The organism is Nostoc sp. UIC 10890 (genome assembly GCF_054786515.1).
Map to the genome: position 1 here is coordinate 6,371,910 of NZ_JBSGKF010000001.1, position 23,839 is coordinate 6,395,748.

15 protein-coding genes are annotated in these 23,839 nt (G+C 42.6%); 5 read left to right on the forward strand and 10 right to left on the reverse strand.

Annotated features, from left to right (window positions below):
* Positions 1-159: 159 nt before the first annotated feature.
* The 3 genes from ACWATR_RS26300 to ACWATR_RS26310 all read right to left on the reverse strand — a co-directional run bounded on the left by ACWATR_RS26300 (position 160) and on the right by ACWATR_RS26310 (position 3,001).
* The gene (locus ACWATR_RS26300) at positions 160-1,608 is read right to left on the reverse strand and encodes a phage tail sheath family protein (protein ID WP_460338803.1); all 1,449 of its coding nucleotides are present in this window, start codon (positions 1,606-1,608) and stop codon (positions 160-162) included.
* Positions 1,609-1,763: 155 nt separating this feature from the next.
* Complete coding sequence (locus ACWATR_RS26305) at positions 1,764-2,402, reverse strand: carboxypeptidase regulatory-like domain-containing protein (RefSeq protein ID WP_460338805.1); 639 nt, start codon at positions 2,400-2,402, stop codon at positions 1,764-1,766.
* 14 nt (positions 2,403-2,416) lie between these two features.
* Entirely contained in the window at positions 2,417-3,001 is a 585-nt protein-coding gene (locus tag ACWATR_RS26310; RefSeq protein WP_460338807.1) for a Pvc16 family protein, read from the reverse strand.
* A 411-nt stretch (positions 3,002-3,412) separates the two neighbouring features.
* On the opposite strand from ACWATR_RS26310, the gene ACWATR_RS26315 reads away from it, so the two are divergent.
* The 3 genes from ACWATR_RS26315 to ACWATR_RS26325 all read left to right on the forward strand — a co-directional run bounded on the left by ACWATR_RS26315 (position 3,413) and on the right by ACWATR_RS26325 (position 8,916).
* A complete protein-coding gene (locus ACWATR_RS26315) occupies positions 3,413-5,758 on the forward strand; it encodes an eCIS core domain-containing protein (RefSeq protein WP_460338809.1) in 2,346 nt (781 codons plus the stop codon).
* Between the two features lie 188 nt (positions 5,759-5,946).
* A complete protein-coding gene (locus ACWATR_RS26320) occupies positions 5,947-8,070 on the forward strand; it encodes an ATP-binding protein (RefSeq protein WP_460338811.1) in 2,124 nt (707 codons plus the stop codon).
* Positions 8,071-8,277: 207 nt separating this feature from the next.
* On the forward strand, positions 8,278-8,916 hold the full coding sequence (locus ACWATR_RS26325) for a peroxiredoxin (RefSeq protein ID WP_069069333.1): 639 nt from the start codon (positions 8,278-8,280) through the stop codon (positions 8,914-8,916).
* 261 nt (positions 8,917-9,177) lie between these two features.
* Here ACWATR_RS26325 and ACWATR_RS26330 read toward each other — a convergent pair whose 3' ends face one another.
* A complete protein-coding gene (locus ACWATR_RS26330) occupies positions 9,178-10,671 on the reverse strand; it encodes a DUF3131 domain-containing protein (protein ID WP_460338814.1) in 1,494 nt (497 codons plus the stop codon).
* 149 nt (positions 10,672-10,820) lie between these two features.
* On the opposite strand from ACWATR_RS26330, the gene ACWATR_RS26335 reads away from it, so the two are divergent.
* Complete coding sequence (locus ACWATR_RS26335) at positions 10,821-11,396, forward strand: TIGR04376 family protein (RefSeq protein WP_460338816.1); 576 nt, start codon at positions 10,821-10,823, stop codon at positions 11,394-11,396.
* A 376-nt stretch (positions 11,397-11,772) separates the two neighbouring features.
* Complete coding sequence (locus tag ACWATR_RS26340) at positions 11,773-15,267, forward strand: HEAT repeat domain-containing protein (RefSeq protein WP_460338818.1); 3,495 nt, start codon at positions 11,773-11,775, stop codon at positions 15,265-15,267.
* Positions 15,268-15,348: 81 nt separating this feature from the next.
* Here ACWATR_RS26340 and ACWATR_RS26345 read toward each other — a convergent pair whose 3' ends face one another.
* The 6 genes from ACWATR_RS26345 to ACWATR_RS26370 all read right to left on the reverse strand — a co-directional run bounded on the left by ACWATR_RS26345 (position 15,349) and on the right by ACWATR_RS26370 (position 23,839).
* Positions 15,349-16,947 carry an iron uptake porin gene (locus tag ACWATR_RS26345; RefSeq protein WP_460338820.1) on the reverse strand — a complete coding sequence of 533 codons (1,599 nt, stop codon included), beginning with the start codon at positions 16,945-16,947 and terminating at the stop codon, positions 15,349-15,351.
* Between the two features lie 127 nt (positions 16,948-17,074).
* The gene (locus ACWATR_RS26350) at positions 17,075-18,121 is read right to left on the reverse strand and encodes a Gfo/Idh/MocA family oxidoreductase (RefSeq protein ID WP_460338822.1); all 1,047 of its coding nucleotides are present in this window, start codon (positions 18,119-18,121) and stop codon (positions 17,075-17,077) included.
* Positions 18,122-18,276: 155 nt separating this feature from the next.
* Positions 18,277-19,677 (reverse strand): sugar porter family MFS transporter, encoded by a 1,401-nt coding sequence (locus ACWATR_RS26355; RefSeq protein WP_460338824.1) that lies wholly within the window; start codon positions 19,675-19,677, stop codon positions 18,277-18,279.
* Between the two features lie 135 nt (positions 19,678-19,812).
* Entirely contained in the window at positions 19,813-20,811 is a 999-nt protein-coding gene (locus tag ACWATR_RS26360) for an ABC transporter permease subunit (protein ID WP_460338826.1), read from the reverse strand.
* On the reverse strand, positions 20,808-22,364 hold the full coding sequence (locus ACWATR_RS26365) for a sugar ABC transporter ATP-binding protein (protein WP_460338828.1): 1,557 nt from the start codon (positions 22,362-22,364) through the stop codon (positions 20,808-20,810). Before ACWATR_RS26365 ends, ACWATR_RS26360 begins: the two co-directional genes overlap by 4 nt.
* Before the next feature lie 419 nt (positions 22,365-22,783).
* Positions 22,784-23,839: an ABC transporter substrate-binding protein gene (locus ACWATR_RS26370; protein WP_460338830.1), complete on the reverse strand. Its 1,056-nt coding sequence runs from the start codon at positions 23,837-23,839 to the stop codon at positions 22,784-22,786.

The following is a 23,839-nucleotide window of genomic DNA, read 5'->3' on the forward strand; positions in this document are numbered from 1 at the left end:
AGGAGTAGGGAAAAACCACTTTCATACTTTCCTGTGAAACTTGTTTCCATTGAGATCACCTCCTACCTATTGCCTACTTGCCTATTGCCTATTGCCTATTGCCTATTTGCCTATCCCCTATCCCCTATCCCCTATTCCCTATCCCCTATCCCCTATCCCCTACGTTCCCGTCCCAGTCCATTGACTCAGACGGAAAATCACGAATTCTGCTGGCTTCACCACTGCTAGACCAATCTCTGTGACAACTTGACCCAAATCCCGCACTTCTGGGGGGTTGGTTTCGGCATCACATTTGACATAAAAAGCTTCTTGGGGTGTTGTGCCAAATAATGCACCTTTGCGCCACTCTATCAATAAAAAAGCACTGATATTGCGGCGGATTTTTGCCCATAGTTCGGGGGTATTGGGTTCAAAAACTGTCCATTGAGTCCCTTTATCAATGGAGTCTCGCAGGTAACTAAAATGACGGCGAATATTGACGTATTTAAACTCTGTATTTGCATCTCCGCCCAAGGTACGCGCACCCCAAACGCGGATGTTCCCGTTTAACTTGCGAATAACGTTAATGCCATCGGGATTAAGCCCATCTTGTTTGGCTTTGCTGAGATTATATTTTAAATCTAAGGCTCCCAAAATAGTTTCATTGGCAGGGGCTTTGTGTACTCCCCTTTGCCCATCAACCCGTGCATAAATTCCTGCAATATGACCGCTTGGGGGAATATAAATATTGCTATTGCTTGCAGGATCGAAAACTTGAATCCACGGGAAATATAAAGCTGCATAGGCAGAGTTGAAGGGTTTAAGAGTATTCACCACTCCTGTGCTGCTAAGGTCGATGGTATCTAGACTATCCAGAATCGCAATGCGATCGCCTAGTTTTTCCGCATGGTCTTTGATATCATCTCTGAGGGCTAAATTTCCTGGTGCAGCGACGATAGTGATTTCATCAATAGCTTCAAAGGCATCTAAAACACCCGCAAGTTGATTTTCTCCAGATATCCAGGTGACATAACAACGAGTTCCACCATTTCTGAAAAAGCCATAAACTGCATGAGCTAAGGTGTTTTGTCCTTGGGTATCACCACTAGGCGGTAAAAAGTCACCAAAGAATTTTTTAAATTCACTAAAGTTTGTGATTAATTTAATTTCCCCTTCTTGAGCGATGTTGGAGTCGCTGGGAATTACTGTTACAGGTAGTTGAACTTGGTAATATCCGGTAATTTTTTCCCCGGAAGGAATCGCATCTTTAAATTTTACGGTTGCAGATTTGTCTGCATCGCTATTGGTAATAGGGTTTGTATCATCTAAATTAACAGGACTCCCACCAACGAAGAAGCCATAAGTCCCCACTGTGGTAACTAGTGGATAATCTCCTGACAATAGGGAATAATTTTTTTGGTTTCCACCTTTACCTTCACCAATCTCAACTGGACTTGTAGGGCTACCCACAGATTTAATTGAGGTGTTGTTAGTAGTATTAGTTGATGACCAAGCATTGGCTTTAATCGTGCCAATAAAAGCGGCAATACTGGTTCCAACTCCTACAATTGGGGCAGAACCGGAAGCTATTTCTTCAACGTAAACACCTGGAGAAAGATAGGTTGGCATTTTATTAATTCCTTGATATAAGTAAGAAGGCAAATAGGGAATAGGCAATAGGCAATAGGGAATAGGCAATAGGTATAAGAGTTTTAGCTTAGTTTGTTTTTCCTCATATAGTTGATTATTTTGCCTATTTACTTATCCTAAAAAAAATTGAGTATTTATTTGGGTTTTAGAGCAAAATTCTGCTCTGCAATTACTTGCCCACGCTGAATATTGAGTGACTGAGAAACTTGTTGATAACCTGTCGCAGAGACAATCATGGTGATGTTACGCTGACCTGATTTTGGCGATTCTAATCCGATTAAGCGATAATTACCTTGTTGGTCACTAATGGTACTATCTCCACTATTTTGAATCTGTACTTTGGCATTTGTAATCAACTTTTTTGAATCGTCTGCATCAGTAATTTTTCCTTTAATTCCCGTGGGTGAAAGCACAATATCTACCATCGTCGCGGTAATTTTGCCATTGATAGGGGAAGATACTTGAACTTCTTTCCTAGCTTTGTTGTATCGAGTTGGGCTGGTAGGTAACGATGCTTCTAAAAGATATTCGCCGGGGGGTAAATTAGTAAAGTAAAAATAACCATCATTGCTGGTAATTTTGCGGTCAGGTCGCTCGGACATTTTTTCCCATTGCGAACCGAATTGCAGTGCTTTTAGAGATAAAATAGCCCGGAATTTTTCTGGCATCTCAATAATTGTAACTATTGCACCAGAAATATTCTTTTGCGTTTCTCCTTGCAAAACTTTACCTGCGATCGCTATTTGTTGGTTAACTATAGATAGTTCGAGCATCGCTACTCCTGAAACTAAGAGTTTGGTTGATGAACTCCCACCAGTCCCGCTTCTTCTCCTGCTTCATCCACAGGAACGGAGATGGTGACAGTACAATGCAAAACAACCTTGGGTCTAGTTCCTTCTTTCCCCCCCATTGCTTGCCAAAATTCCCCAAAACTTTGTAAGTTACTGGGACGTAAACTAATTAGTCTTAAAGGAAGTTCTTGTCCTTCCAAGTTATCTGCAATCAAGGGTTCAGGAAGTTTTCGATGTCGCAGCAACACTTTCATCACTGCTCCTAAAAGTTGATGTTCTGTCTGGACATCCTCTTCATTTTGTGGCCAAGCAGTAATTAGATATGAACAATCTACCCTAGCTGGGGGACGTTTTCTAATTGCTTTGCCATTAGTTTGGCGTTCCACTGACCAAGCACTACTCCGTAACTCCAGATTCTCCTGCACATCATAAAGAAATAAATTAATCGCTGGCTTTTGTTTAATTGCTCCTTGATAAGGCGTAACAAAACTGATAAAAACTTCCGTGTCTCCAGAAGGAACATCAGGTGGAAGTTCTCGCTTCAGTAGCAATTCTAAAGTAGTGTCTAGACCATCTAACATAATCTAAACAATGTTTGTTTTATGACACTGCTCATTTTGAAAGCTTATGGAAGAAAATAACTGCTAGTTCAAAATAATACAACCAGTTACTAGCTTTATGAATAAAATATACATGAAACATTGTCAAGAATATTGTAACTATTAGTAATATTTGCAAAAACTGTAATTTCAGAAAAATCTGCTAAAATCGATTGATTCAATTTAAAATAAGGAATTTGACGTTGCAAAATGTTTCTGCGACGATAATAATTGAGTTGGAATTTTCTCAGTGTTGTGAAATAAGAATGTAATAATTTAGGCTATTAATACCATATACAATAAATACGCAAAATTTATAAGTTACATAAACACTTAAGTATATATCAGCAGTATTTTTTATTGCAATCCCTAATCGAATGCCGGAGATTAACTATGTACCGAAAACCAATATTTCAAAAAGTTGCACCCTCACTGCCATCAACGCCAATAAATAAAGAGATTGCCTCTAGTCCTAGTTATGGATCATTGTCTTCAGTTGTGCAGAGAGTACAACAAGACCCAAATAGTGTGAGTGGGGATGAGAGACAGGAGTTAGAGAGTGCGATCGGTTCAAGGTCAACGCGAGAGATTTTAGCGGGTAAGCAAACCTCGTGGGTTCCTGAATTTCAAGGGATATCCGCGCAGCTTTGGGGTAATTCTGGGCAAGTAGCTGCACCGATACAGGCGAAGCTGACAATAGGGGAAGCGGGGGATAAGTATGAGCAAGAAGCGGATCGGGTAGCCAAGGATGTAGTGCAGCAGATTAACACACCACAAACGAATGCACTGCCAAAGGAAGATTCAGCGCAAATACAACCTAATACTTTACAACGTCAGCAAACAGATGAAGAAGAATTGCAACTAAAGCAGTTACCAGAGATGGTGCAGCGCCGAGAAGCTATTGCTGAGGGTGAAGCATCAAGGGATTTGGAATCTGCGATTAATAGTACTAGGGGAAGTGGACAGCCTTTGGATGCCAGCCTGCAACAGTCAATGGGGCAAGCGATGGGAACAGATTTTAGTGGAGTTAGGGTGCATACGGATGTTCAGGCTGACCAGTTAAATCAATCAATTCAGGCGAAGGCGTTTACCACAGGAAAGGATTTGTTCTTTCGCCAGGGAGAATATCAGCCAGGGAGTAGAGGGGGACAGGAATTGATTGCCCATGAGTTGACTCATGTGGTGCAGCAGAATGGGGGTGCGGTGCAGCGATACTTAGATTTGGGTTCCCAGAACAACATCATACAGAGGAAAAACGAAGCGATCCCACAAAACTTCGGTGTAACAGGAGTCCAGGAAGATAATAATGCGTGCAAAATTAGCACAACCAAAACTTGGCAAAGTAGTACGGGCGACCTGACTGATTTAGATGATGTTGAAATGCGGGAACACGTTACCTTTGATCATAATCCAGCAATAGATATACCGAGCTATCCAATTGTTGCCCCAACGGTTCCTGGTATGGTGCTAACAGGGAATCTCCTCACCAAGGTAGCAGGTTCAATGCAAAGTGGTAGTGGAACAGATACACATAGTGGTGCAGGATATGCCCCATCCTTCACCTATGGAGGAATTCAAAATTTAACGAAGGGAGTGTGGCAACTGATCGGAACTCAGGTATATGAATATCGAGATCGTGGTGCTGCTGGAGCATGGCAACCGCTACATGATGATGAGTTTACTATTGACCGCACAATGAGTGTGAATCCTACAACACATCAATATGAATTAAGCTTTTCAAAAACTGGACCAAATTGCACGGCAGCTGTAACTACACCAATTGAAATGCAAACTACAGAAGCTATGCAAGTATTGGGCGCAGCTCGCCCTGACCAGACACCACTTTGGAATGCTCTAGATAATGAAATTACTCAGAATCAGGAGCATATATATGAAACGGTAGGTGGATCGCTTAAACTCGTTAATGGTATGAATCTTCCAATAACATATCAAGTTACTCAACCAGCACCCAATCAAGCACCAAATCGAGCTTTATTTGCACCGTATGAAACCCTTACTCCCGATGAGTATAATCCTTTGATAGCCAATATAAACGCAGGATTAGACACCATAATAGAGAAGTATATGGGCGGACTCGCAGCTATGCCAGCACGCGTAATAATAATTATATCAAAGGCAACAGGTGGTGTCCGTCAGCAAGCTTGCTACATCGCCAATGGTGTTGGTGGCCCTACCCTGCGAATTCTTTTCCGTTTTGGAAAGTTTGCCCAAGTCGACCCGAATGACCGAGATACATCAATGGCAGGACGTGAATCAAAACGTGGCGGCAGGGGTAACAGAAATGCGGTGAACAGAAACGAGCGTTGGCAAAAAGCAACAGTGATTCATGAAATGGGACATATGCTGCACGCTTTTAATGATATGAGTAAGTTTCAGGCAGCAACAGTAGATAATGCGGCAGCAACAGCGGCAGCAGCAAACATCCAGCCAGAAATGTTCAAAATTGCCAATGTCAATCAACAGATACTCAATGCCTTAGCAGCGCAGAATTATAAAGGGAAGTGGAACTATGCTCAAGCCAATCCGGCAGAAGTAGTAGCAGAAGTTTGGACTGCATTGATGCACGGTCGCAATGTTCCAAGGGGTCTAGCAGCTGTCTATTTGGCGTATGGTGGAATGCGGAATACAACAATTAACAACCAGTTAAGTCGTCTCTTCCCACACAATACAATTCCAGCATTTAACCAGCCAGAAGATGCACTCAACTACATACCATAATGCGATCACTCTTGTAGCGTTAGGGTAACGCACTGCCAAGTCTGATATTTCGTACAATATACTAACGCGAATACACCCTATATGCGATCGCCTGATTTGTAAAATAGAAAAAGTGCGATGCCTGCGGCGGACGTAGCCATAGCTAAGAAACTCTGGTCTATTGTCATATATCACCCAAGGAATATCCAGTGAATTCAACAATAGCAGGAGCGCATATATTTACCAAACCCATCACCCAAGAACTAGAGATAAGTGCAGATTTAAATGGCTTACAACCTCTCCTAGAACGATTAGATTGGCTTATCAAACAAGCTATTTCTCATGAGAAAGCGGAGGAAGAAATAGAAGTGTCATGGTTGCAAAAAACCGAAATATCATTAGAGCAACTGTCTATTAAAATTCGATCAGATTCGCTTTTAGCATGGTTGCAAAAGACTTTTAGTTTATCTGATTTTGACCTAGATATATTAGCTATTTCCCTAGCACCAGAATTAGATCGTCAATATGAAAAGGTTTATACTTATCTCCAAGATGATATGAGCAACAAAAGACCTACAGTAGATATGGTCTTAAACTTGCTCTGTTCTAGCGTTTCTGAAAAGCTATCACGACGTAAGCATTTCACTACTAACTCACCCCTAATTTACCACCGTCTGCTCCATCTCTGCCCAGAATCTCATCAGCAGCAATCTACACTTCTTTCTCATCGTCTAATACTCGACTCCCAAGTGGTGAGGTTGCTATTGCATCAATCGGGGTTAGATTCTCGACTCACTTCTTGTTGTCAACTACTAGAACCAACAATATATTTCGATACTTTATATCTCAAGGCAGATGTACAAACAGCATTAGAAGCCTTGTTGAGAGAAGACTGGCAAAAACAACAACCCCTACTGCTCTATTTTCAAGGAACTGATAGCACGGGTAAACGCCGCACCGCCCAAATCCTCGCCAAAAGCCTTGATGTTCCCTTGTTAATCGCCGACTTAGCACGAATGGTAGAGGATAAAGCTACCTTTGAGGAAAAACTGCAACTTTTATGGCGAGAAGCCTGGTTTTTTCACCGTTTGCTGTATCTGGATAACCTTGATATTCTTTACCTACCGGAAAATCAAATTCTCTATCAATCCTTCCTCAGAGAACTAGAAGAGAACAATTGGGGTATTACCATCCTCGCAGGGGTACAAAATTGGATACCCACAGCTATGGGTGCAACCGGGTTAATTACAGTTCCTTTTAAAGTTCTTGAGCCTAGTCAACGCCGAGAATGTTGGCAAATTCACCTCAAAGCAGCCCATATAACTCTTGAAGATAGAGAGTTAGATGTATTGTGCGATCGCTTTTTGCTAACCCCAGACCAAATTGCCGATGCTGTCGCTACTGCCCATAATACCGCCCGTTGGCAACAAATTGACTCAACTAAAGAAAAATCACTACCGTCATTTTTAAACTTATGTAGTGCAGCTCGCGCTCAATCAGGTCACGATTTAGCTAGCCTCGCCCGTAAAATCGAACCAAAATATACTTGGGATGATATTGTATTGCACCCCAACCAAATCACACAACTACAAGATATTTGCAAAGAAGCAGAATACCGAGATTTAGTACATCAAAAATGGGGTTTTGCAGATAAATTATCTTTAGGAAAAGGTCTAAATGTTCTGTTTTCTGGTTCTTCCGGTACAGGTAAAACTATGGCAGCAGAGGTGATTGCCCATCAACTGCAACTAGACCTTTACAAAATTGATTTGTCTCAAATAGTTAGTAAATACATCGGCGAGACAGAAAAAAATCTCAATCGCATTTTTACTGCTGCAACCAATTCTAATGCCATTCTTTTTTTCGATGAAGCTGATGCCTTATTTGGCAAACGTTCTGAGGTGCAAGATGCCCGCGATCGCTACGCCAATATCGAAGTAGGTTATCTGTTGCAAAAAATGGAAGAGTATGAAGGTATTGCAATTTTAACTACAAATCTCCGTAGCAATATTGACGAAGCTTTTGAGCGGCGACTCCGATTTATTATCGAGTTTACATTACCAGATACAAAGAATCGTCACCTAATTTGGCAGAGAATTTTCCCAAAAAACGCCCCCTGTAGCCACAATCTTGATTTAGAATTATTGGCACAAAATTTTGAGATTACAGGGGCTAATATTCGCTATATTGCGCTGACAGCAGCTTTTCTAGCAGCAGATGATGGGGGAGTAATTGAGATGGTACATTTAATTCGAGCGCTGCGTCGAGAGTATCAGAAAATGGGACAAATTATCAGGGATAAGGATTTAGGTCAATATGTAGATTTGCGGTAAAGAAAAACTTGTAGGGAAAACACACTAACTAAAGCATATATATGTACTTTAGTCAATAAACTTTACCTCTGTTTCGTCCTTTATCCAAGAGTGCTGACAACCTAAAATTTTGTTTCAAACTGCTATAGTCCGATTGGGAAATCGGGGTTTTATGTCATGATGGCATACTAGAATATATATGCCTTTCTTAACTACAGGGAATCTCACATGGCTCTCCGTCTAGGTGACACAGTACCCAACTTTACGCAAGCCTCAACACACGGCGACATCGATTTTTACCAATGGGCAGGTGACAGCTGGGTTGTGCTGTTCTCTCACCCTGCTGATTTTACACCTGTTTGTACAACAGAACTCGGCACAGTTGCCAAGCTCAAACCAGAATTTGACAAGCGCAATGTCAAAGCGATCGCACTCAGCGTTGATGACGTTGAATCCCACAAAGGCTGGGTGGGAGACATTGAAGAAACTCAAAGCACCACCCTTAACTACCCAATTTTGGCAGATGCCGATCGCAAGGTTTCTGACCTTTACGACATGATCCACCCGAATGCGAATGCGGCGGTGACAGTGCGATCGGTTTTCGTGATTGACCCTAATAAGAAACTCCGCCTGAGTTTTACATATCCCCCCAGTACAGGACGCAACTTTGATGAAATTTTGCGGGTGATTGATTCTCTGCAATTGACTGATAATTACAGCGTGGCGACACCAGCTGACTGGAAAGATGGAGACGATTGTGTAATTGTCCCTTCACTCAAAGATCCAGAAGTACTCAAAGAGAAATTCCCCAAAGGCTACGAGGAAATCAAACCCTATCTGCGGATGACTCCTCAGCCTAACAAGTAAATCTGAGAATAATTTTTGATAAAAAAGCAAAGACGCCAAGACATAACTTTGCGTCTTTGCTTTTTTGCGTGAGAATATAATTCCCTGACTAATTGCGAAAATTTTCGCGCTCTTTAGTCCTCTTCAGAGGACTTTAACTATGAGACAGGGATTTACAATCCCTGGCGGACGTGAGGTTTCGCGTTAAGTTGACACCAATGAGCAGTGCTTTACCCCTACGAAAAATCTATATGTATCAAGATTTTCGTGAAATGGTATAACTTACGGTTTTCTGATAGCCTTCTCTGTTGACTTATGACTCTTGACTCCTGCCCAAACGGTAAGTGGTTGCCCAACTTTCTTATACAGTAGACTCTCCAAAATAACACCGTTATTATTGGCGGTAAGAGTTTTATTTGGCTGACGCAGAGACTCATAAAAACCGTTGTACCAACCTTCTTTAGACTGAAGGTTGCCTTGAACGAAATCAAATAGCTGGCGAGTATAATCAGTGTTATAAAGTACATGCCAGCCGATCGCAGCTTTGGCACTAAGGAATCGCAAATTGTTATGCTGTTCTCTGGTATCTGTAATAGTTGCCCAAGGTTTTCCGTTGACAAATAGGCTGCTGTAAACGAAGTATGGCGGGCGATCTAAGTTATCTTCGGTGACGGCGGTTAATTGTTTTGTGGCTTCATAACGCGCGGCTTGAGCAGCTAAAATCCGATCGGCATAAGCTTTAGGCAAAGCTTGAAATCCAGTTTCAATACCATCTAAGATATAAGGCTCGCTAAGAACGTAGTTATTAGCACCAGAGTTTTTATAGTCACGTTGATCGTAAGGAATTCCCTGTCCGTAAAGATCGACAAAGGCAGCATTGGACTGATAATCTAAGGCTTTATTAACATCCAAGCCCCAAAGCTTCAGACCATAAGCAGCATAATTCTCATAACCCAAGCGACCTTCTTGGTTGTACTGTTCTTTACCTTTGATAACGGCAGTACCATACATTTGTCCTCTTTTGGTCAGACGCTTGACTTGCCAATGTTTCCAAACTTCTTCTGTTTGCGATCGCATTTCTGGATACTTTGCCCCAACAATCTTCAGCCAAATTGCCATCCTGCCCAAATCGATGGCTGACCAACCAATTTCTTCCCGTTTTTCTAGTTGACCATAGTTAACAGGGACGAGAGTTTTAGCATTGTAAACCTTGTTGGGTAGTTCCCCTTTGTATAAAGGCATTGATGCCAGAGTTTTCAACATTTTGGTCATTTTGGCTTCAAATTCAGCCGCAGGCACGATATTGAGTTCTCTAGCACTGACCAAGGCTGCGATCGCTGCTGTCTGATCCCACATACTGACAGAGGCAAAGCCATCAACGGAATTGACCAAGCCAGTTTCATCGTTCCAGTTACGCTGGAAGTATGACCAAGCCTGACGAGCAGTTGTCGTTTCCCCTGGAGTCAGCTTTCCAACTCCAGGAGCAATGTATGGAATTATGGCGATCGTGAGTTGATTTTTAGGAATGGGTTGACCTGGCAACACTACAGATTTAGCATCAAGGCTGGCAATTATTTCAACTTCTTGAGTAGAGATAGGGCTTTGGATTTTATCTGGTTGTACCAACTGCTGTGAGGCAGTTTGGTCTACAGAAGTTTTAGGAAGTTGCTTAGACCAAACAGTTAAAATTGCGATCGCGATCGCAGCGGTAAGCACTCCTCCTACAGAAGCTAGTATGGACAAGCTCTTAGGTGGCGGTTGAAAATCAGAACTCATACTGATTAAAGCCTTATTTTGTAAGTCAGGGTTATTTGCGTAGTTTCACCAAATACATTCTTCCCAACTTTGAAATCTAACTAACACCCAGAAGTCCACCTGACTACTACAATAAAATAGTCACGCACCCGATCTCTGGAGTTCTAGCAGTGGGCTTATTTGATGATTTGAGTCGGTTTCTAGAAAACCGTTTAGAAGAATTCTTGCGTAACAATCCACATTTGGAGTTAGAGGCGCTGCTAGAACAGCTGCGTGAGCAAGAAGAAGATACATTAAAGCTGATCGCAGATTTAAAATTACAAGAGAAGCGATCAGAAGAAGAAATTCTCTCCACCGCTCAAGAAATTCAGCGTTGGCATATCCGCATTCAAAAAGCCAAAAACGCCAATAGAGAGGATTTGGCGGCGGCGGCGGGTGAGCGAGAAGCAGCCCTGTTGCGCGAAGGAAATCAGCGCTGGGGACACATGCAAGGGCTGAAAGAACGCATTAACCAATCTCAGGAACTACTGCAAAAAATTCAGTTGCGGCGACAAGAAGTGCAAGCTAAAGCGGCCGAAGCACAGACAGCCCGTGCAAAAGCGCAAACCCAGCAGCGTTTTGAAACCATTGGCTGGTCGAATAAAACTAGTAGTTCTTCTGGTGGTTTTGATGACTTAGAAGAGAAGTTCCGTAGCTGGGAAACTCAGGATGAGTTAGAGCAAATGAAACGGAATATGCAGAAGTAGCGCCTATTAGCTAAAATACGCCGAAATAACAAATGAGTACGCGCAGCCAGCCGTAGGCATCGCCAGGAATAGCTTACTCACTTGGTTTTTCGCGTCAGTTTTACCCCACCCTAACCCTCCCCTTTCCAAGGCTACGGTGTACACACAACTCTTCTAGAGTTGTGCCACAGACTTTTGATCCCCCCAACCCCCGATAAATTGGGAGGCAAAAAGCTCTCAAAGTCCCCCTTCTTAAGGGGGATTTAGGGGGATCTACGACGATTTTGGTTATCTAGAAAGATGTGTGTACACCGTACCTTTCCAAGGGGAGGGAACAAGATTTTTTACAAAGCTAATAAACGTGTAGTATGTATGTAAACTATATATACCAAGCAATATGAGTGTAGATTTATTAGCTATTGTTGCCCCAGGACTAAAAATAGTAGCTCCAGAAATTGCTAAAAAAATTAATAGTGCATTAAATCCTACAGACTTAGAAAAAGCTTTAAAAGCAGGTGCCAAATCTGCTGAGGAATGGGATAGTGAGCAATCTTATCAACAGCATTTGTTCTATCATTGTGACGACAAACAAACTAGAGAACTTCTAGAGCAATTTTTCAAAGATACAGGAGTTCAAGAAGAATTACAAAAGCCTTTTACAGAGAAAACAACCCCAAATCTACAAGTTTTAATTAAAACATTCCACAAAATCAAATCAGAAAAGCCAAACTTAGAGTTTAGCGATAAAAGTATTGAACATTGGCTGAAAAAGTTTGTAGATGCTTATTTTGAACACACCAATACATATTTAAAGTTTCAAATTGCTAAATCAGATTATCTTAAACAACTATTAGGCTATTTTGATGGTGTTGAATTTGTCGGGATAAAGGTAAAAACAAAAGAAGAAGAAAAATTTGCTAAACTACCACAAATTTTTGTGATGCCTAATGTAGTTGAGCAGTTGGAAGTTAGAGAAAGCATCGGTTTAAAATTGAATCGAGATTTGGCTTTAGAAGAGACAGCCAACCAGCAACTCCAGCAAAATTTACTTTGGAAACAACAAAGTAGTGGCAAGAAATTCTCAGCCAAAGAACTGCTGAAAGAAAATACACGCAATAAATTTGTTGTGTTGGGAGAACCAGGAATTGGTAAAACAACTTTGATGAGTTACTTTGCTGTGATGCTGGCTGAACAGCAGACTGAAAAACTCGGTTTATCAGCAGACTTAGAGTTACTGCCAATTTTGATTAGAATTAGAGACTTAGGCAAAGCTTCAACGAAAAATCTTTTAGAATATGTACGCAATTTTGCCAATAGTATTCATGTTAAAGAATTGCCCAAAGGTTTCTTTGAACATTGGTTAGACGATGGGAGAGCGTTAATTTTACTTGATGGCTTAGATGAAATCGCTAAACCAAGCGATCGCCATGAATTCGTAAAGATAATTCAGAGTTTTCTCGGACAATATTCTCAAAATCGGGCAATTATAACTTCGCGTCCAGCAGGTTATAATCGAGGATTTTTTGGTACAGATGAATTCCCTCATTATCAGCTAGAAAAATTTGATGATAGTCAAATTGATTTATTTATTCAGCAGTGGTACAACAGCAGACTGCCAAACAACCCAGAAAAAGCACAAGAGCGTCAAGAAAGCTTAAAAAAAGCATTAGCAACACAAGAACGCATCAAATTATTAGCACGCAATCCTTTATTGCTGACAATTATTGCTTTGATTCATCGCTATGATGCACATTTGCCTAGACAGCGACATAAACTCTATGAACAGGCAGTTGATACACTATTGATTAACTGGGATGTAAACAAGGGTATTGAGTCTTGGAAGCTGAATTATATTCAATTGGACGATATCAAAACATTGATGCAACGCCTAGCTTACTGGATTCATTCTCAAGGGGAAAGTGGCGATAAAGAAGGCGGTACGCTGATTGATAGAGATGAGTTAATTACGCAATTAAGCCAATATATTAGTGATTGTACTTATCAAGTTCAAAAACATCAAGCTCAAGAGGAAGCAAAACGCTTAGTTGACCATATTACAGAACGCTGTGGTTTATTAAACGAACAAGGTCAAGATAGATATGGGTTTGTGCATAAGACATTTCAGGAATATTTGGCAGGTGAAGAAATACGCGATCGCCAATCAGGAGACTTTAACGAAGTACTAGATCACATTCGAGATTATCTACACAATTCCCACTGGCGAGAGGTGTTGTTGCTGTTAATAGCTCAACAAAATCAAAATAACTCGAAAAGAATTATTGAAGCAATTCTGCAACAAGAGGCTCTTTATGAAGAATGGCTGCACCGCAATCTTTTATTTGCAGGGACTTGTTTAGCAGAAGATTTAAAATTATCTGATGGCAAATTGATTACAGATATTTTGCAGAAATTAGTTGAGCTTGAAGTTAGCAATTATCGCTTAGTAGGTAAGAAAGTTAAATCACAAGTTTTTCAAATTCTTTGCAATTTAAATGAAACCCAGTTTCAAGCTCAAGCACTACAACTGTTGAAAGCATCAGCAGATTTGATAGATAAAGAGCGACTGCGAGAATATCGGGCAGCTTTAGGTGAACAACAGGAAGTATTGGCAGAACTGCTGGTTTTACTCAAAGATGAGAGTCAGAGTGTGCGTAGCTCTGCTGCTCAAGTATTGGGCAAGTTGGGCAATGCCTCGCCACAGGTAGTTGAAGCACTGCTGGCTTTACTCAAAGATGAGAATGAGAATATGCGTTACTTTGCTGCTGAAGTATTGGGCAAGTTGGGCAACGCTCCGCCACAGGTAGTTGAAGCACTGCTGGCTTTACTCAAAGATAAGAGTCATATTGTGCGTTACTTTGCTGCTCAAGTATTGGGCAAGTTGGGCAACGCCTCACCACAGGTAGTTGAAGCACTGCTAGCTTTACTCAAAGATAAGAATCAGATAGTGCGTTACTCTGCTGCTGAAGCATTGCCTAACTTGGGCAACGCCTTGCCACAGGTAGTTGAAGCACTGCTAGCTTTACTCAAAGATGAGACTGATGATGTGCGTAACTCTGCTGCTTCTGCATTGGGCCAGTTGGGCAACGCCTCGCCACAGGTAGTTGAAGCACTGCTGGCTTTACTCAAAGATGAGACTGATGATGTGCGTAACTCTGCTGCTTCTGCATTGGGCAGGTTGGGCAACGCCTCGCCACAGGTAGTTGAAGCACTGCTGGCTTTACTCAAAGATGAGACTGATGATGTGCGTAACTCTGCTGCTTCTGCATTGGGCAAGTTGGGCAACGCCTCGCCACAGGTAGTTGAAGCACTGCTGGCTTTACTCAAAGATGAGACTGATGATGTGCATAACTCTGCTGCTTCTGCATTGGGCAAGTTGGGCAACGCCTCGCCACAGGTAGTTGAAGCACTGCTGGGTTTACTCAAAGATGAGAGTGAGATAGTGCGTTACTCTGCTGTTGATGCATTGGGCAAGTTGGGCAACGCCTCGCCACAGGTAGTTGAAGCACTGCTGGGTTTACTCAAAGATGAGAGTGAGATAGTGCGTTACTCTGCTGTTGATGCATTGGGCAAGTTGGGCAACGCCTCGCCACAGGTAGTTGAAGCACTGCTGGGTTTACTCAAAGATGAGAGTGAGATTGTGCGTATCTCTGCTGCTTCTGCATTGGGCAAGTTGGACAACACCTCACCACAGGTAGTTGAAGCACTGCTGGGTTTACTCAAAGATGAGAGTGAGATTGTGCGTATCTCTGCTGCTCAAGCATTAGGCAAATTGGGCAAAAACTCCAGCAATGTTACTGCTACTGTTGCCGAATGGATTTCACAACACCAGGATTCAAAATATGTAGGCAGTGGAATTGATGCGCTGTGGAATTTGGTAGTGATAGAAGAATAATTATTTGTTTTTTCACTGGAAGTCCCTAAAGAGTGCTGAGTATTCAGCACTCTGTTACTCAAGCAAACCATTCACATCCAGTTAAAAATCGAAGGTTGTGCGAAGCACACCCACATACTGCGTATCATTTCTGCTGTCGTTTTCCGGGTTGAAAATCACCCAAAAACCAGGAGTTACTGAGATGTTGTCATTTAGTCGGTAACGATAGAATGCTTCGATATGATAAGCGTTGTCTCTATCTTGACGAACATCACTGTTAGAGACACGCGGCGGTATACCAAAGAGAATTCCCGGCAAGTTTCCCTTACCGCCCACATCAGGAAACGACATACCAATTGCCCCAAACCAGGCATTGGCATTGTCACCATTGTTCACGAAGAGAGAATCTGTTCCACCTCTGCCATTGGAAATATCACTCAAACCTGAGTTTTTGGCAGTTGACCAGATATATCCACCCCAAGAGTGAATCTGGAAATTTGGGGAAAAGCGATAGTATCCCTGTGCGCCAACAATGCTATTGGAAGTAGCAATGGTGTTTCCAAAGGGAGCGCCTGATAAAGCACTGCCCCTACCGGCGGTGATATCTACAGAACCAGCAGGGGTATAGCCATGAGAGTAAGCGACACCAATAGATCCTTGCTTGCCGTAATATACCAAATGTGCAAGGGCGTTGTAGCCGCCATCAAATAACCCATTTTGCGCTGATGGAACGTTGGGATTATTCGCTAAATAGCCCAAGGTGAGAACTAAGTTTTTGCTGATATTCAAGTTAGCGGCTGCACCACCGCCACCCCGCTCGAAGAGGGGACTGTTTTTGCCAAATAGTGAGGGAATTCCGTTACCATCATCGGCGATTGTGGCAGGAGTCACGTTATCTGTGATGTCGTTGTAGCCAATGCCTGTAGGGCCGACGACGAAGGAAAGGGAATCGCTAACTGGGAAGTAGTAACGAATGTGGGGAATTATCAGTGTATTGTTGCTGTCATTGTCGAAATTCAGGCGTGTCATTCCCGTACCTGTAGCTGCGGCAATTTGGCTTGCACCATTGGAACTTGCAAAGTTGCCAAACTCCAGCCTGACTCGCAATAAATCTTTGCCGGTGAAGCTACTTTCTAAGTTGAGACGACCCCGATTTGCAAAATAGAGATTGGATTCATCATCTTCGCCACCGACTCTATTACCAAAGGTATCACTAATGGCGGTAATAATTTGAGCATTCAACCTAGTAGTGGTAGAAAACTGCTGCGCCTCCAGTGTTGCTGTCCGTGCTTCTAGGGTATCCACTCGCCCACGCAGAGTTGCCAATTCTGCCGCAAAGTCTGACTGCAACTTTTGTAGCACTGCCAAGTCTTGCTTATTAACTAAATCGCTAGTAGCTGTGGCAATTAACTCATTAACCCGATCTAAACAAGCATTTAAACCTGCGGCAAACTCATAACGGCTTAAGGCACGATTACCGCGATAGGTGGAATTGGGATAACCTGCAATACAACCGTAGCGTTCCACCAATGATTGCAATGCACCAAATGCCCAATCGGTTGGTTGTACATCAGAAAACTGGGAAACTGAGGTGACTTGTCCCTGCAAATTTCTATTAGAATCATCTTCTGGAGGTGCTGCCCAAACTGCTGGAATTGCCAAAAATAGAAGAAAAAAGCTATAAAAAAGAGTTTTGATCATTGACTTATTAGTTGAAGATGGTTGAATTCTGACTTTGTAACCAAAGAGATTACACTCGAAGCTTTGGTTCGAGGTTATGAGCTAATCAGCATTAAAGTTACATATTTTGAGTTTAGTTTTAGGTCGCTTAAAGCAACGCTATGACTTTCTGCTCATTGCTGCTTTTAATAGCCGCTTCTATAATTTGCATTACATTAATTCCATCTTCGGCGGTAACAGCAATTGGCTGATTATTAACAATGGATTTATACACTGCATCGTAATAACCTAAATAACTGCCCTGTGAGCTTTTAACTTTTTCCCGAATTACTTTTGTGTCTTTTTCTGTATGAAGCAAGCCATCTTCACTTTCCGGCTCTGTATACCAATCAAGTGTATTAGGCTTCATACCCGCTACTAAATACTCTTCTTGTTTATCGGCTCTGCTTTTGAGAAAAGAACCTTTAGTGCCATGTATGATATAACCAGGTGCAGGCTCACGCACAAGGAAACTTGCTTTTAATTTGACGCGCAGTTTGTCGTAGTATAGTATTAACTCGAAATAATCATCTACCTGCGATCGCAGCCTAGTTATACGGATGTCTGCAAAAACAGCATCAGGCATCCCAAATAAATGCAAAGCTTGGTCTATTAAGTGCGGCCCTAAGTTGTTTAATGTTCCTGCCCCCGGACTTGGAACTTCTACATGTTGTTTATGGCTCAGGGTTGGTTTATATTTTTGAAGTTGAAATTCTGCTTCAACAATATCACCTAATAAGCCTTCTTGGACAATTTTTTTAACTGTTTTAAAATCACTATCCCACCTCCGATTGTGATATACAGATAATTGTTTTCCCTGTTTTTGTGCCAATTCGTTCAGGTGTTTGGCTTCTGCTACCGTTGTGGTGAATGCTTTTTCTACCACTACATGTTTGTCTGCAAGCAATGCCTGTTTAGTATAATCGTAATGGGTATAAGTGGGTGTATTTACCACCACCAAGATTACTTGATCATCTGCTAGCAATGCTTCCAAAGAAGGATAGCTTTTGACATGAGGATAATCTTGTTGTATCAGCTTTTTGCTTCTTTCCCAAGAACCGGCTAATTTAAATCCGGGATGCAAATCAATAAACGGCGCATGAAATACCATGCCAGATAAACCAGAAGAACAAAGAGCCGTATTGATAGTTTCCATCTTTTTATTGATTGGCTGAAGCGAGGGTTTGTATTTAGTTCACCAAACTAATTTTGATAAGTTCGTAGTGGCTGGCTCAAGCTATTATCGAAGCACTAAAGTGCTTACTACGAACTTTCTTAAACTGACAAAATCAGACTTGATGAGGCTACAAATTACATGTGTTCTAACTCAATTCCTTTGGTTTCTTTGATAAAAAAGAGAATGAAAAAGAATGAGGTAGCTGCTGCAATTGTATAAAGTCCATAGGCAGAACCTAGACCGAAATATTGCAGTATGGGAGGAAATGTTGTGGAAATCACGAAATTTGCAACCCATTGCATGGCAGCAGCAACTGAAAGTGCAGCGCCTCGAATTTTGTTATTAAACATTTCTCCCAACAGCACCCAAACTACTGGCCCCCAGGAGAAGCCGAAGCAAAATACATAGAGGTTGGCTGCGATGAGAGCCATAGTCCCGGCGCTTCCGGTGAGATTGGGGTTTCCAGCAGCATCTAGGGGAGCATTGCCAAAAAGATAAGCCATCGTCCCCAAAGTAAAGGTCATGCCAATCGACCCTACTATAAGTAAGGGCTTGCGACCAAATTTATCTACGAAGGCGATCGCAATCAATGTTGTAATAATGTTGACGGCTCCTGTAATCACCGTAATTGATAGGGAATCTTTTTCGGAAAACCCAACGGCCCGCCACAAAACACTGCTGTAGTAGAAGATTACATTAATCCCAACAAATTGCTGTAATACAGATAAGCCTATTCCTATCCAAACAATTGGGAGGAGTCCACCACTTCTGCTTAAGAGGTCAGAAAACTTAGGCTGACGTTCTCGAAGCACTGTCTGCCGAATTTCTTCGATTTTTGGCAGCACGTCACCCCCCAAAATCTTGGTCAGAACGTTAGCAGCTTCTGGTTCTCGTCCTTGAGCAACCAAGTATCGAGGAGATTCAGGAATCATTAAAGCAGACATTCCGTAAAGCACGGCTGGAGGAATTTCTGTCCAAAACATCCAGCGCCAAGCCGCAATACCAAACAAAAACGGCGATTCGGCTGAACCTGCGGACACAGCAATAAAGTAGTCGCATATCAATGCAATGAAAATCCCAACTACGATCGCTAATTGTTGCAGAGATCCTAGTCTTCCGCGTAAATGAGTGGGAGAACATTCTGCAATGTAAGCTGGGGCAATAACGCTAGCAGCACCGACTGCAATGCCACCGACTACGCGCCAAAAGGTAAAGTCCCAAATTCCAAAGGGCAGCCCGGAACCAATGGCACTGACGGTAAACAACACTGAAGATGCTACCATTGCCTTGACTCGACCATAACGGTCTGCAATCTTGCCTGCATAAATGGCTCCTATCGCAGAACCCAACAATGCCAGGGATACGGCAAGACCAATCTGTACGCTGTTGGCGTTAAAGTCTTTAGCAATAGCTCCAACTGCACCGTTAATTACGGCAGTATCAAAACCGAACAGAAAACCGCCGAGGGCAGCAGCACCAGCAATTAAAATTACATAAAATGTGCTGGATTTACGACGAATAGTAGTGGATGACATAGTTTATATATTGGGCATGGGGCATGGGGCATGGGGGCGGAGGGGCAGAGGGGAAGAGGGGCAGAGGGGCAGAGGGGAAAGACTTACTGCAACGGCTCCCCTGCTCCTCTGCTCCCATGCTCCCCTGCCTCTTTTTCAACGTCTAGAACGTCTGCGTAACCGATCGATCGTTACTGCCAAAATAATTACTAGTCCTTTGACGACTAGTTGCCAGAAGTAAGATAGGTTCAACAAGGTTAAACCGTTGTTGAGAATCGCAATGATTAATGCACCTAGAAGTGTGCCGCCAATAGTACCAATACCACCTGTAAAGCTGGTTCCACCTAGAATAACAGCTGCGATCGCATCTAATTCATAACCCTGACCCAATACGCCACTGGCACTATAAAGACGGCTGGCGCTCATGATTCCTCCTAAGCCTGCCAGTAATCCGCTAATACCATAGACGAATAGCAACACCCGATTAACTTTAATCCCTGTTAATCTGGCTGCCCGCTCGTTACCACCAACGGCATATATCTGCACTCCTAAAACAGTTTGCCGCAGGATAAACCAGCTAGCTATCACAGTCAGTAACGCAATTATCACTAGCCACGGCAGGGGGCCGACATAACTATTACCCACCCAAGCAAAATTTATGTCCCGGTTAATTAACGTTGTCCCCTTGGCAATCAAGAAACCCACACCCCGCAAGGCTGTAAGTGAACCCAAGGTGACAATAAAAGGTGGCACATCCAAAAAGGTGATGAGAGCGCCGTTGAGTAAGCCTAAGAGCAATCCTGCCAACAACGCAGCAGGTACAGCCGCCCAACTTAAAGCCGGTAGTAGCGATACCAGCAGGGCAACTACCGCAGAAACAGCCAATATTGACCCAACCGAAAGGTCAATACCGCCGGTGAGAATTACAAAGGTCATTCCTGTCGCCAGCACAATATTAATTGATGACTGACGCAAGATATTAATGATGTTACCGCCGGTGAGGAAGTTGGGAGAAAGGAATGCAAATAAGATGCAGATAATTACTAGGATTGGCAGAATACCCGCAACTTCTAACAGAGTGCTGATTGATTTCCGGTTGCGAGCTGCGGAATTATTGGCTGATTTATTAATAGGTGGTCTGACTGTTTGACTCATGATGCTAATACCTCCGATGCTCCAGTTGCGTAGTGCATAATCTTTTCTTGGGTGATTTCTTTGCCAAGACTGCCATCCAGTTCACCTACGAGCTGTCCTTCTCGCATCACCAAGACGCGATCGCTCATGCCGACAATCTCCGCTAGTTCGCTGGAAACCATTAAAATAGCAACACCTTGTGCTGCTAATTCGCTCATAATTCGGTAAATTTCACTTTTAGCACCGATATCTACGCCGCGTGTTGGCTCATCTAACATCAACACTCTCGGTTTAATGGCTAACCAACGCGCTAACAGTAGCTTCTGTTGATTACCACCAGAAAGATCCAATGCTCTAATTTCCAAATTGGCTAGGCGGATATTAAAGTTTTCCACTGCGTCTGTTGACAGGCGATTCACTGAAGGCCAGTTAACAATTCCAGCCTTTGCATCCTGCTTGAGTGTGTTGATGGCAATATTCTTGCGGGCGCTCATCTCCAGAAATAAACCTTGGTCTTTGCGGTCTTCTGGGACGTAGCCAATTCCCGCCGCGATCGCATCACTGGGGCTATTAATTTCCAGTTTTTTGCCATTCAAGAATACTTCACCACTGGCTTTGCGGTCAGCACCAAAAATCAGCCGGGATAGTTCTGTACGTCCTGCGCCAACCAACCCCGCTAAACCCAGTATTTCTCCAGCATGAAGTTCAAAACTAGCCGGCTCAATCTTCTTGCGGGCGTCGCTCATATTTCTGACTGACAGCACCACTGGGCCAGGATGCATTTGCCGTTGATGTTCGTAAAAGTCTTGCATGGAGCGACCGACCATCATCTGCACTAATCGCTGGGGAGAAATTTCACTGCGTGTCAGACTGCCAATATATTGACCATCACGCAACACACTAATTCGGTCAGCTAAGGCATAAATTTCTTCCATGCGATGGCTGATGTAAATAATGGCAATGCCATCACGCCGTAGTTTGCGAATTACCTCAAATAAATGGTCGCTCTCGCGGTCAGATAGGGCTGCTGTTGGTTCATCCATCACCAAAACGCGGCTTTTATCTTTCAGCGCCCTGGCAATTTCCACTTGCTGCTGTTCGGCAATGGACAAAGTACCAACTATAGTCTGCCCGGTAAAATTAGCTCCAAGGCTTTCCAACACTTCCTCTGCTTCCAGTTGCATCGCTTTGCGGTCTAAAAGCTGACCTCGCCGCAACTCGCTACCCATAAACATATTTTCGGTAACGGTTAAATTCGGTGCAACGTTCAGTTCTTGATAAATGAGGTTAATACCCGCCTTGCGTGCTGTCGCCGGATCGGTAATTTTCAGGGGTTGACCATTGATGCGAATTTCTCCTTCATCGGCAATGTAAGCCCCAGCCAGGATTTTCATCAATGTGCTTTTACCTGCTCCGTTTTCACCCATCAGGGCGTGAACTTCTCCGGGATAAATGGTGAGATTAACATTCTGGAGCGCAGATACACCATGAAATCGTTTTGTAATCCCTTGCATTTCTAACACTGGGGTGCTAGTTGGTGTATCAGAACGTGAGGTTTCAATATTGGTGGTCATGAGCAAAACCTGTAAAAAAATTTAAAATTCGCGAACCTCAATTAGAAATTAATAAATTCATATTTGATTGATCGCAAAATCATGTTCTAAAAGCTGACTAGGAGTGGAAAAGAGATATTTTCATCCTTTGTTGTTAACGTTAGTTTATAAAGATTGTTGGGAAAGTCTAAGTGCTATAAATGCACACTCAGACTTTCCGCTGATGCACATACATAGCGGTTCTCGATTCGGTGCAGCAGAGTTTTAACCTCTTTCTAAACCCATTTTTCTATTAAATAAAAGACAGGCATAAAGATGAGGTTTGGTATTAATTTAAATGAAAACTGTCGGACATTCTAGGTGTGTGCAAAAACTTTACAAATTCGCCAAAGGAGTTATATCAAAAGACATAATTTTCAATTGCAAATTCACAATTTTTATTACTCCCAGCCTTTTTCTGTGCTGACGTTATCTTTTGTGATTAACTTAACTGGAATCAGAATGGTTGGATTAGCAGGTTTCTTACCATTTAAAATGTCATTCCCAACTTGAACTGCTTTTTGGGCCATCCCTCGCGGATTTTGAGTAGCAGTTGCTGCATATAAACCATTTTTATTGGCGATCGCAGTTATTGCTTCTGGCGCACCATCAACCCCTACAATAAAGAAATCTTTACGTTGTGCTTGGTTAGCCGCTAGTTCTGCGCCAAGTCCACTCGGATCGTTAATGGCAAAAACAGCATCAATCTTCGGAAAGGTTGTGAGCAAATCAGTCATAACTCTCAGTCCTCCATCTCGGCTACCATCTGCATTCTGGTTTTTAGAGAGGATTTTGATATTGGGATATTTGGATAATACATTTTCGCAGCCACTAACTCGCTGAATTACTGAGTCCACTGGTGGCCCGTTAACTATTACTACATTGCCTTTACCTTTAAGGCGGTCAGCAATATATTTGCAACTAACTTCTCCAGCTTGGACATTATTAGTTGTGATGGTGGCATCCACGCCTCCCTCTGCACCTGTGTCTACGGCAATAACAATTTCACCTGCTTTTTTTGCTCTTTCAACTATCGGCTTAATTCCACTTTTATCAGCAGCATTCAAAACAATGATATCAGTATTCGCAGCAGTAAAATTTTCAATTTGGTTGGCTTGTTGGTTGAGGTCATAGGCACTGGAAGCTATAATAACATTGACATCTTTTCCGCCAATTCTCTTAGCTTCTGCCTCAACTGCTTGTCCCATAACAACGAAGAAAGGATTACTTAGATCGCCAACGGTGAAGGCAACCGATCGCAACTTTCTATTCCCAGTGGCGGTTTTAGTTTCTGCACTAATATTCGTAGCCGATTTAGTATCAGTGTTAGTAGCTGTGTTGTCATCGGGAGAACTATTTGTACAGCCTATAAGACTGCCACTGATGATACCTAGTAGACTAGCTGCGATTACGCTTCGCGTAACACCAGAGGTGAACGCAATCTTTTTCACATTCAT

Excerpts from the sequence above, each read along its gene's own strand:
- ACWATR_RS26355 (WP_460338824.1), bottom strand. The coding sequence starts at position 19,677 with ATGTCATCCACTACTATTCGTCGTAAATCCAGCACATTTTATGTAATT.
- ACWATR_RS26315 (WP_460338809.1), top strand. The coding sequence starts at position 3,413 with ATGTACCGAAAACCAATATTTCAAAAAGTTGCACCCTCACTGCCATCA.
- ACWATR_RS26340 (WP_460338818.1), top strand. The coding sequence starts at position 11,773 with ATGAGTGTAGATTTATTAGCTATTGTTGCCCCAGGACTAAAAATAGTA.
- ACWATR_RS26310 (WP_460338807.1), bottom strand. The coding sequence starts at position 3,001 with ATGTTAGATGGTCTAGACACTACTTTAGAATTGCTACTGAAGCGAGAA.
- ACWATR_RS26345 (WP_460338820.1), bottom strand. The coding sequence starts at position 16,947 with ATGATCAAAACTCTTTTTTATAGCTTTTTTCTTCTATTTTTGGCAATT.
- ACWATR_RS26360 (WP_460338826.1), bottom strand. The coding sequence starts at position 20,811 with ATGAGTCAAACAGTCAGACCACCTATTAATAAATCAGCCAATAATTCC.
- ACWATR_RS26350 (WP_460338822.1), bottom strand. The coding sequence starts at position 18,121 with ATGGAAACTATCAATACGGCTCTTTGTTCTTCTGGTTTATCTGGCATG.
- ACWATR_RS26365 (WP_460338828.1), bottom strand. The coding sequence starts at position 22,364 with ATGACCACCAATATTGAAACCTCACGTTCTGATACACCAACTAGCACC.
- ACWATR_RS26325 (WP_069069333.1), top strand. The coding sequence starts at position 8,278 with ATGGCTCTCCGTCTAGGTGACACAGTACCCAACTTTACGCAAGCCTCA.
- ACWATR_RS26330 (WP_460338814.1), bottom strand. The coding sequence starts at position 10,671 with ATGAGTTCTGATTTTCAACCGCCACCTAAGAGCTTGTCCATACTAGCT.
- ACWATR_RS26305 (WP_460338805.1), bottom strand. The coding sequence starts at position 2,402 with ATGCTCGAACTATCTATAGTTAACCAACAAATAGCGATCGCAGGTAAA.
- ACWATR_RS26300 (WP_460338803.1), bottom strand. The coding sequence starts at position 1,608 with ATGCCAACCTATCTTTCTCCAGGTGTTTACGTTGAAGAAATAGCTTCC.
- ACWATR_RS26370 (WP_460338830.1), bottom strand. The coding sequence starts at position 23,839 with ATGAATGTGAAAAAGATTGCGTTCACCTCTGGTGTTACGCGAAGCGTA.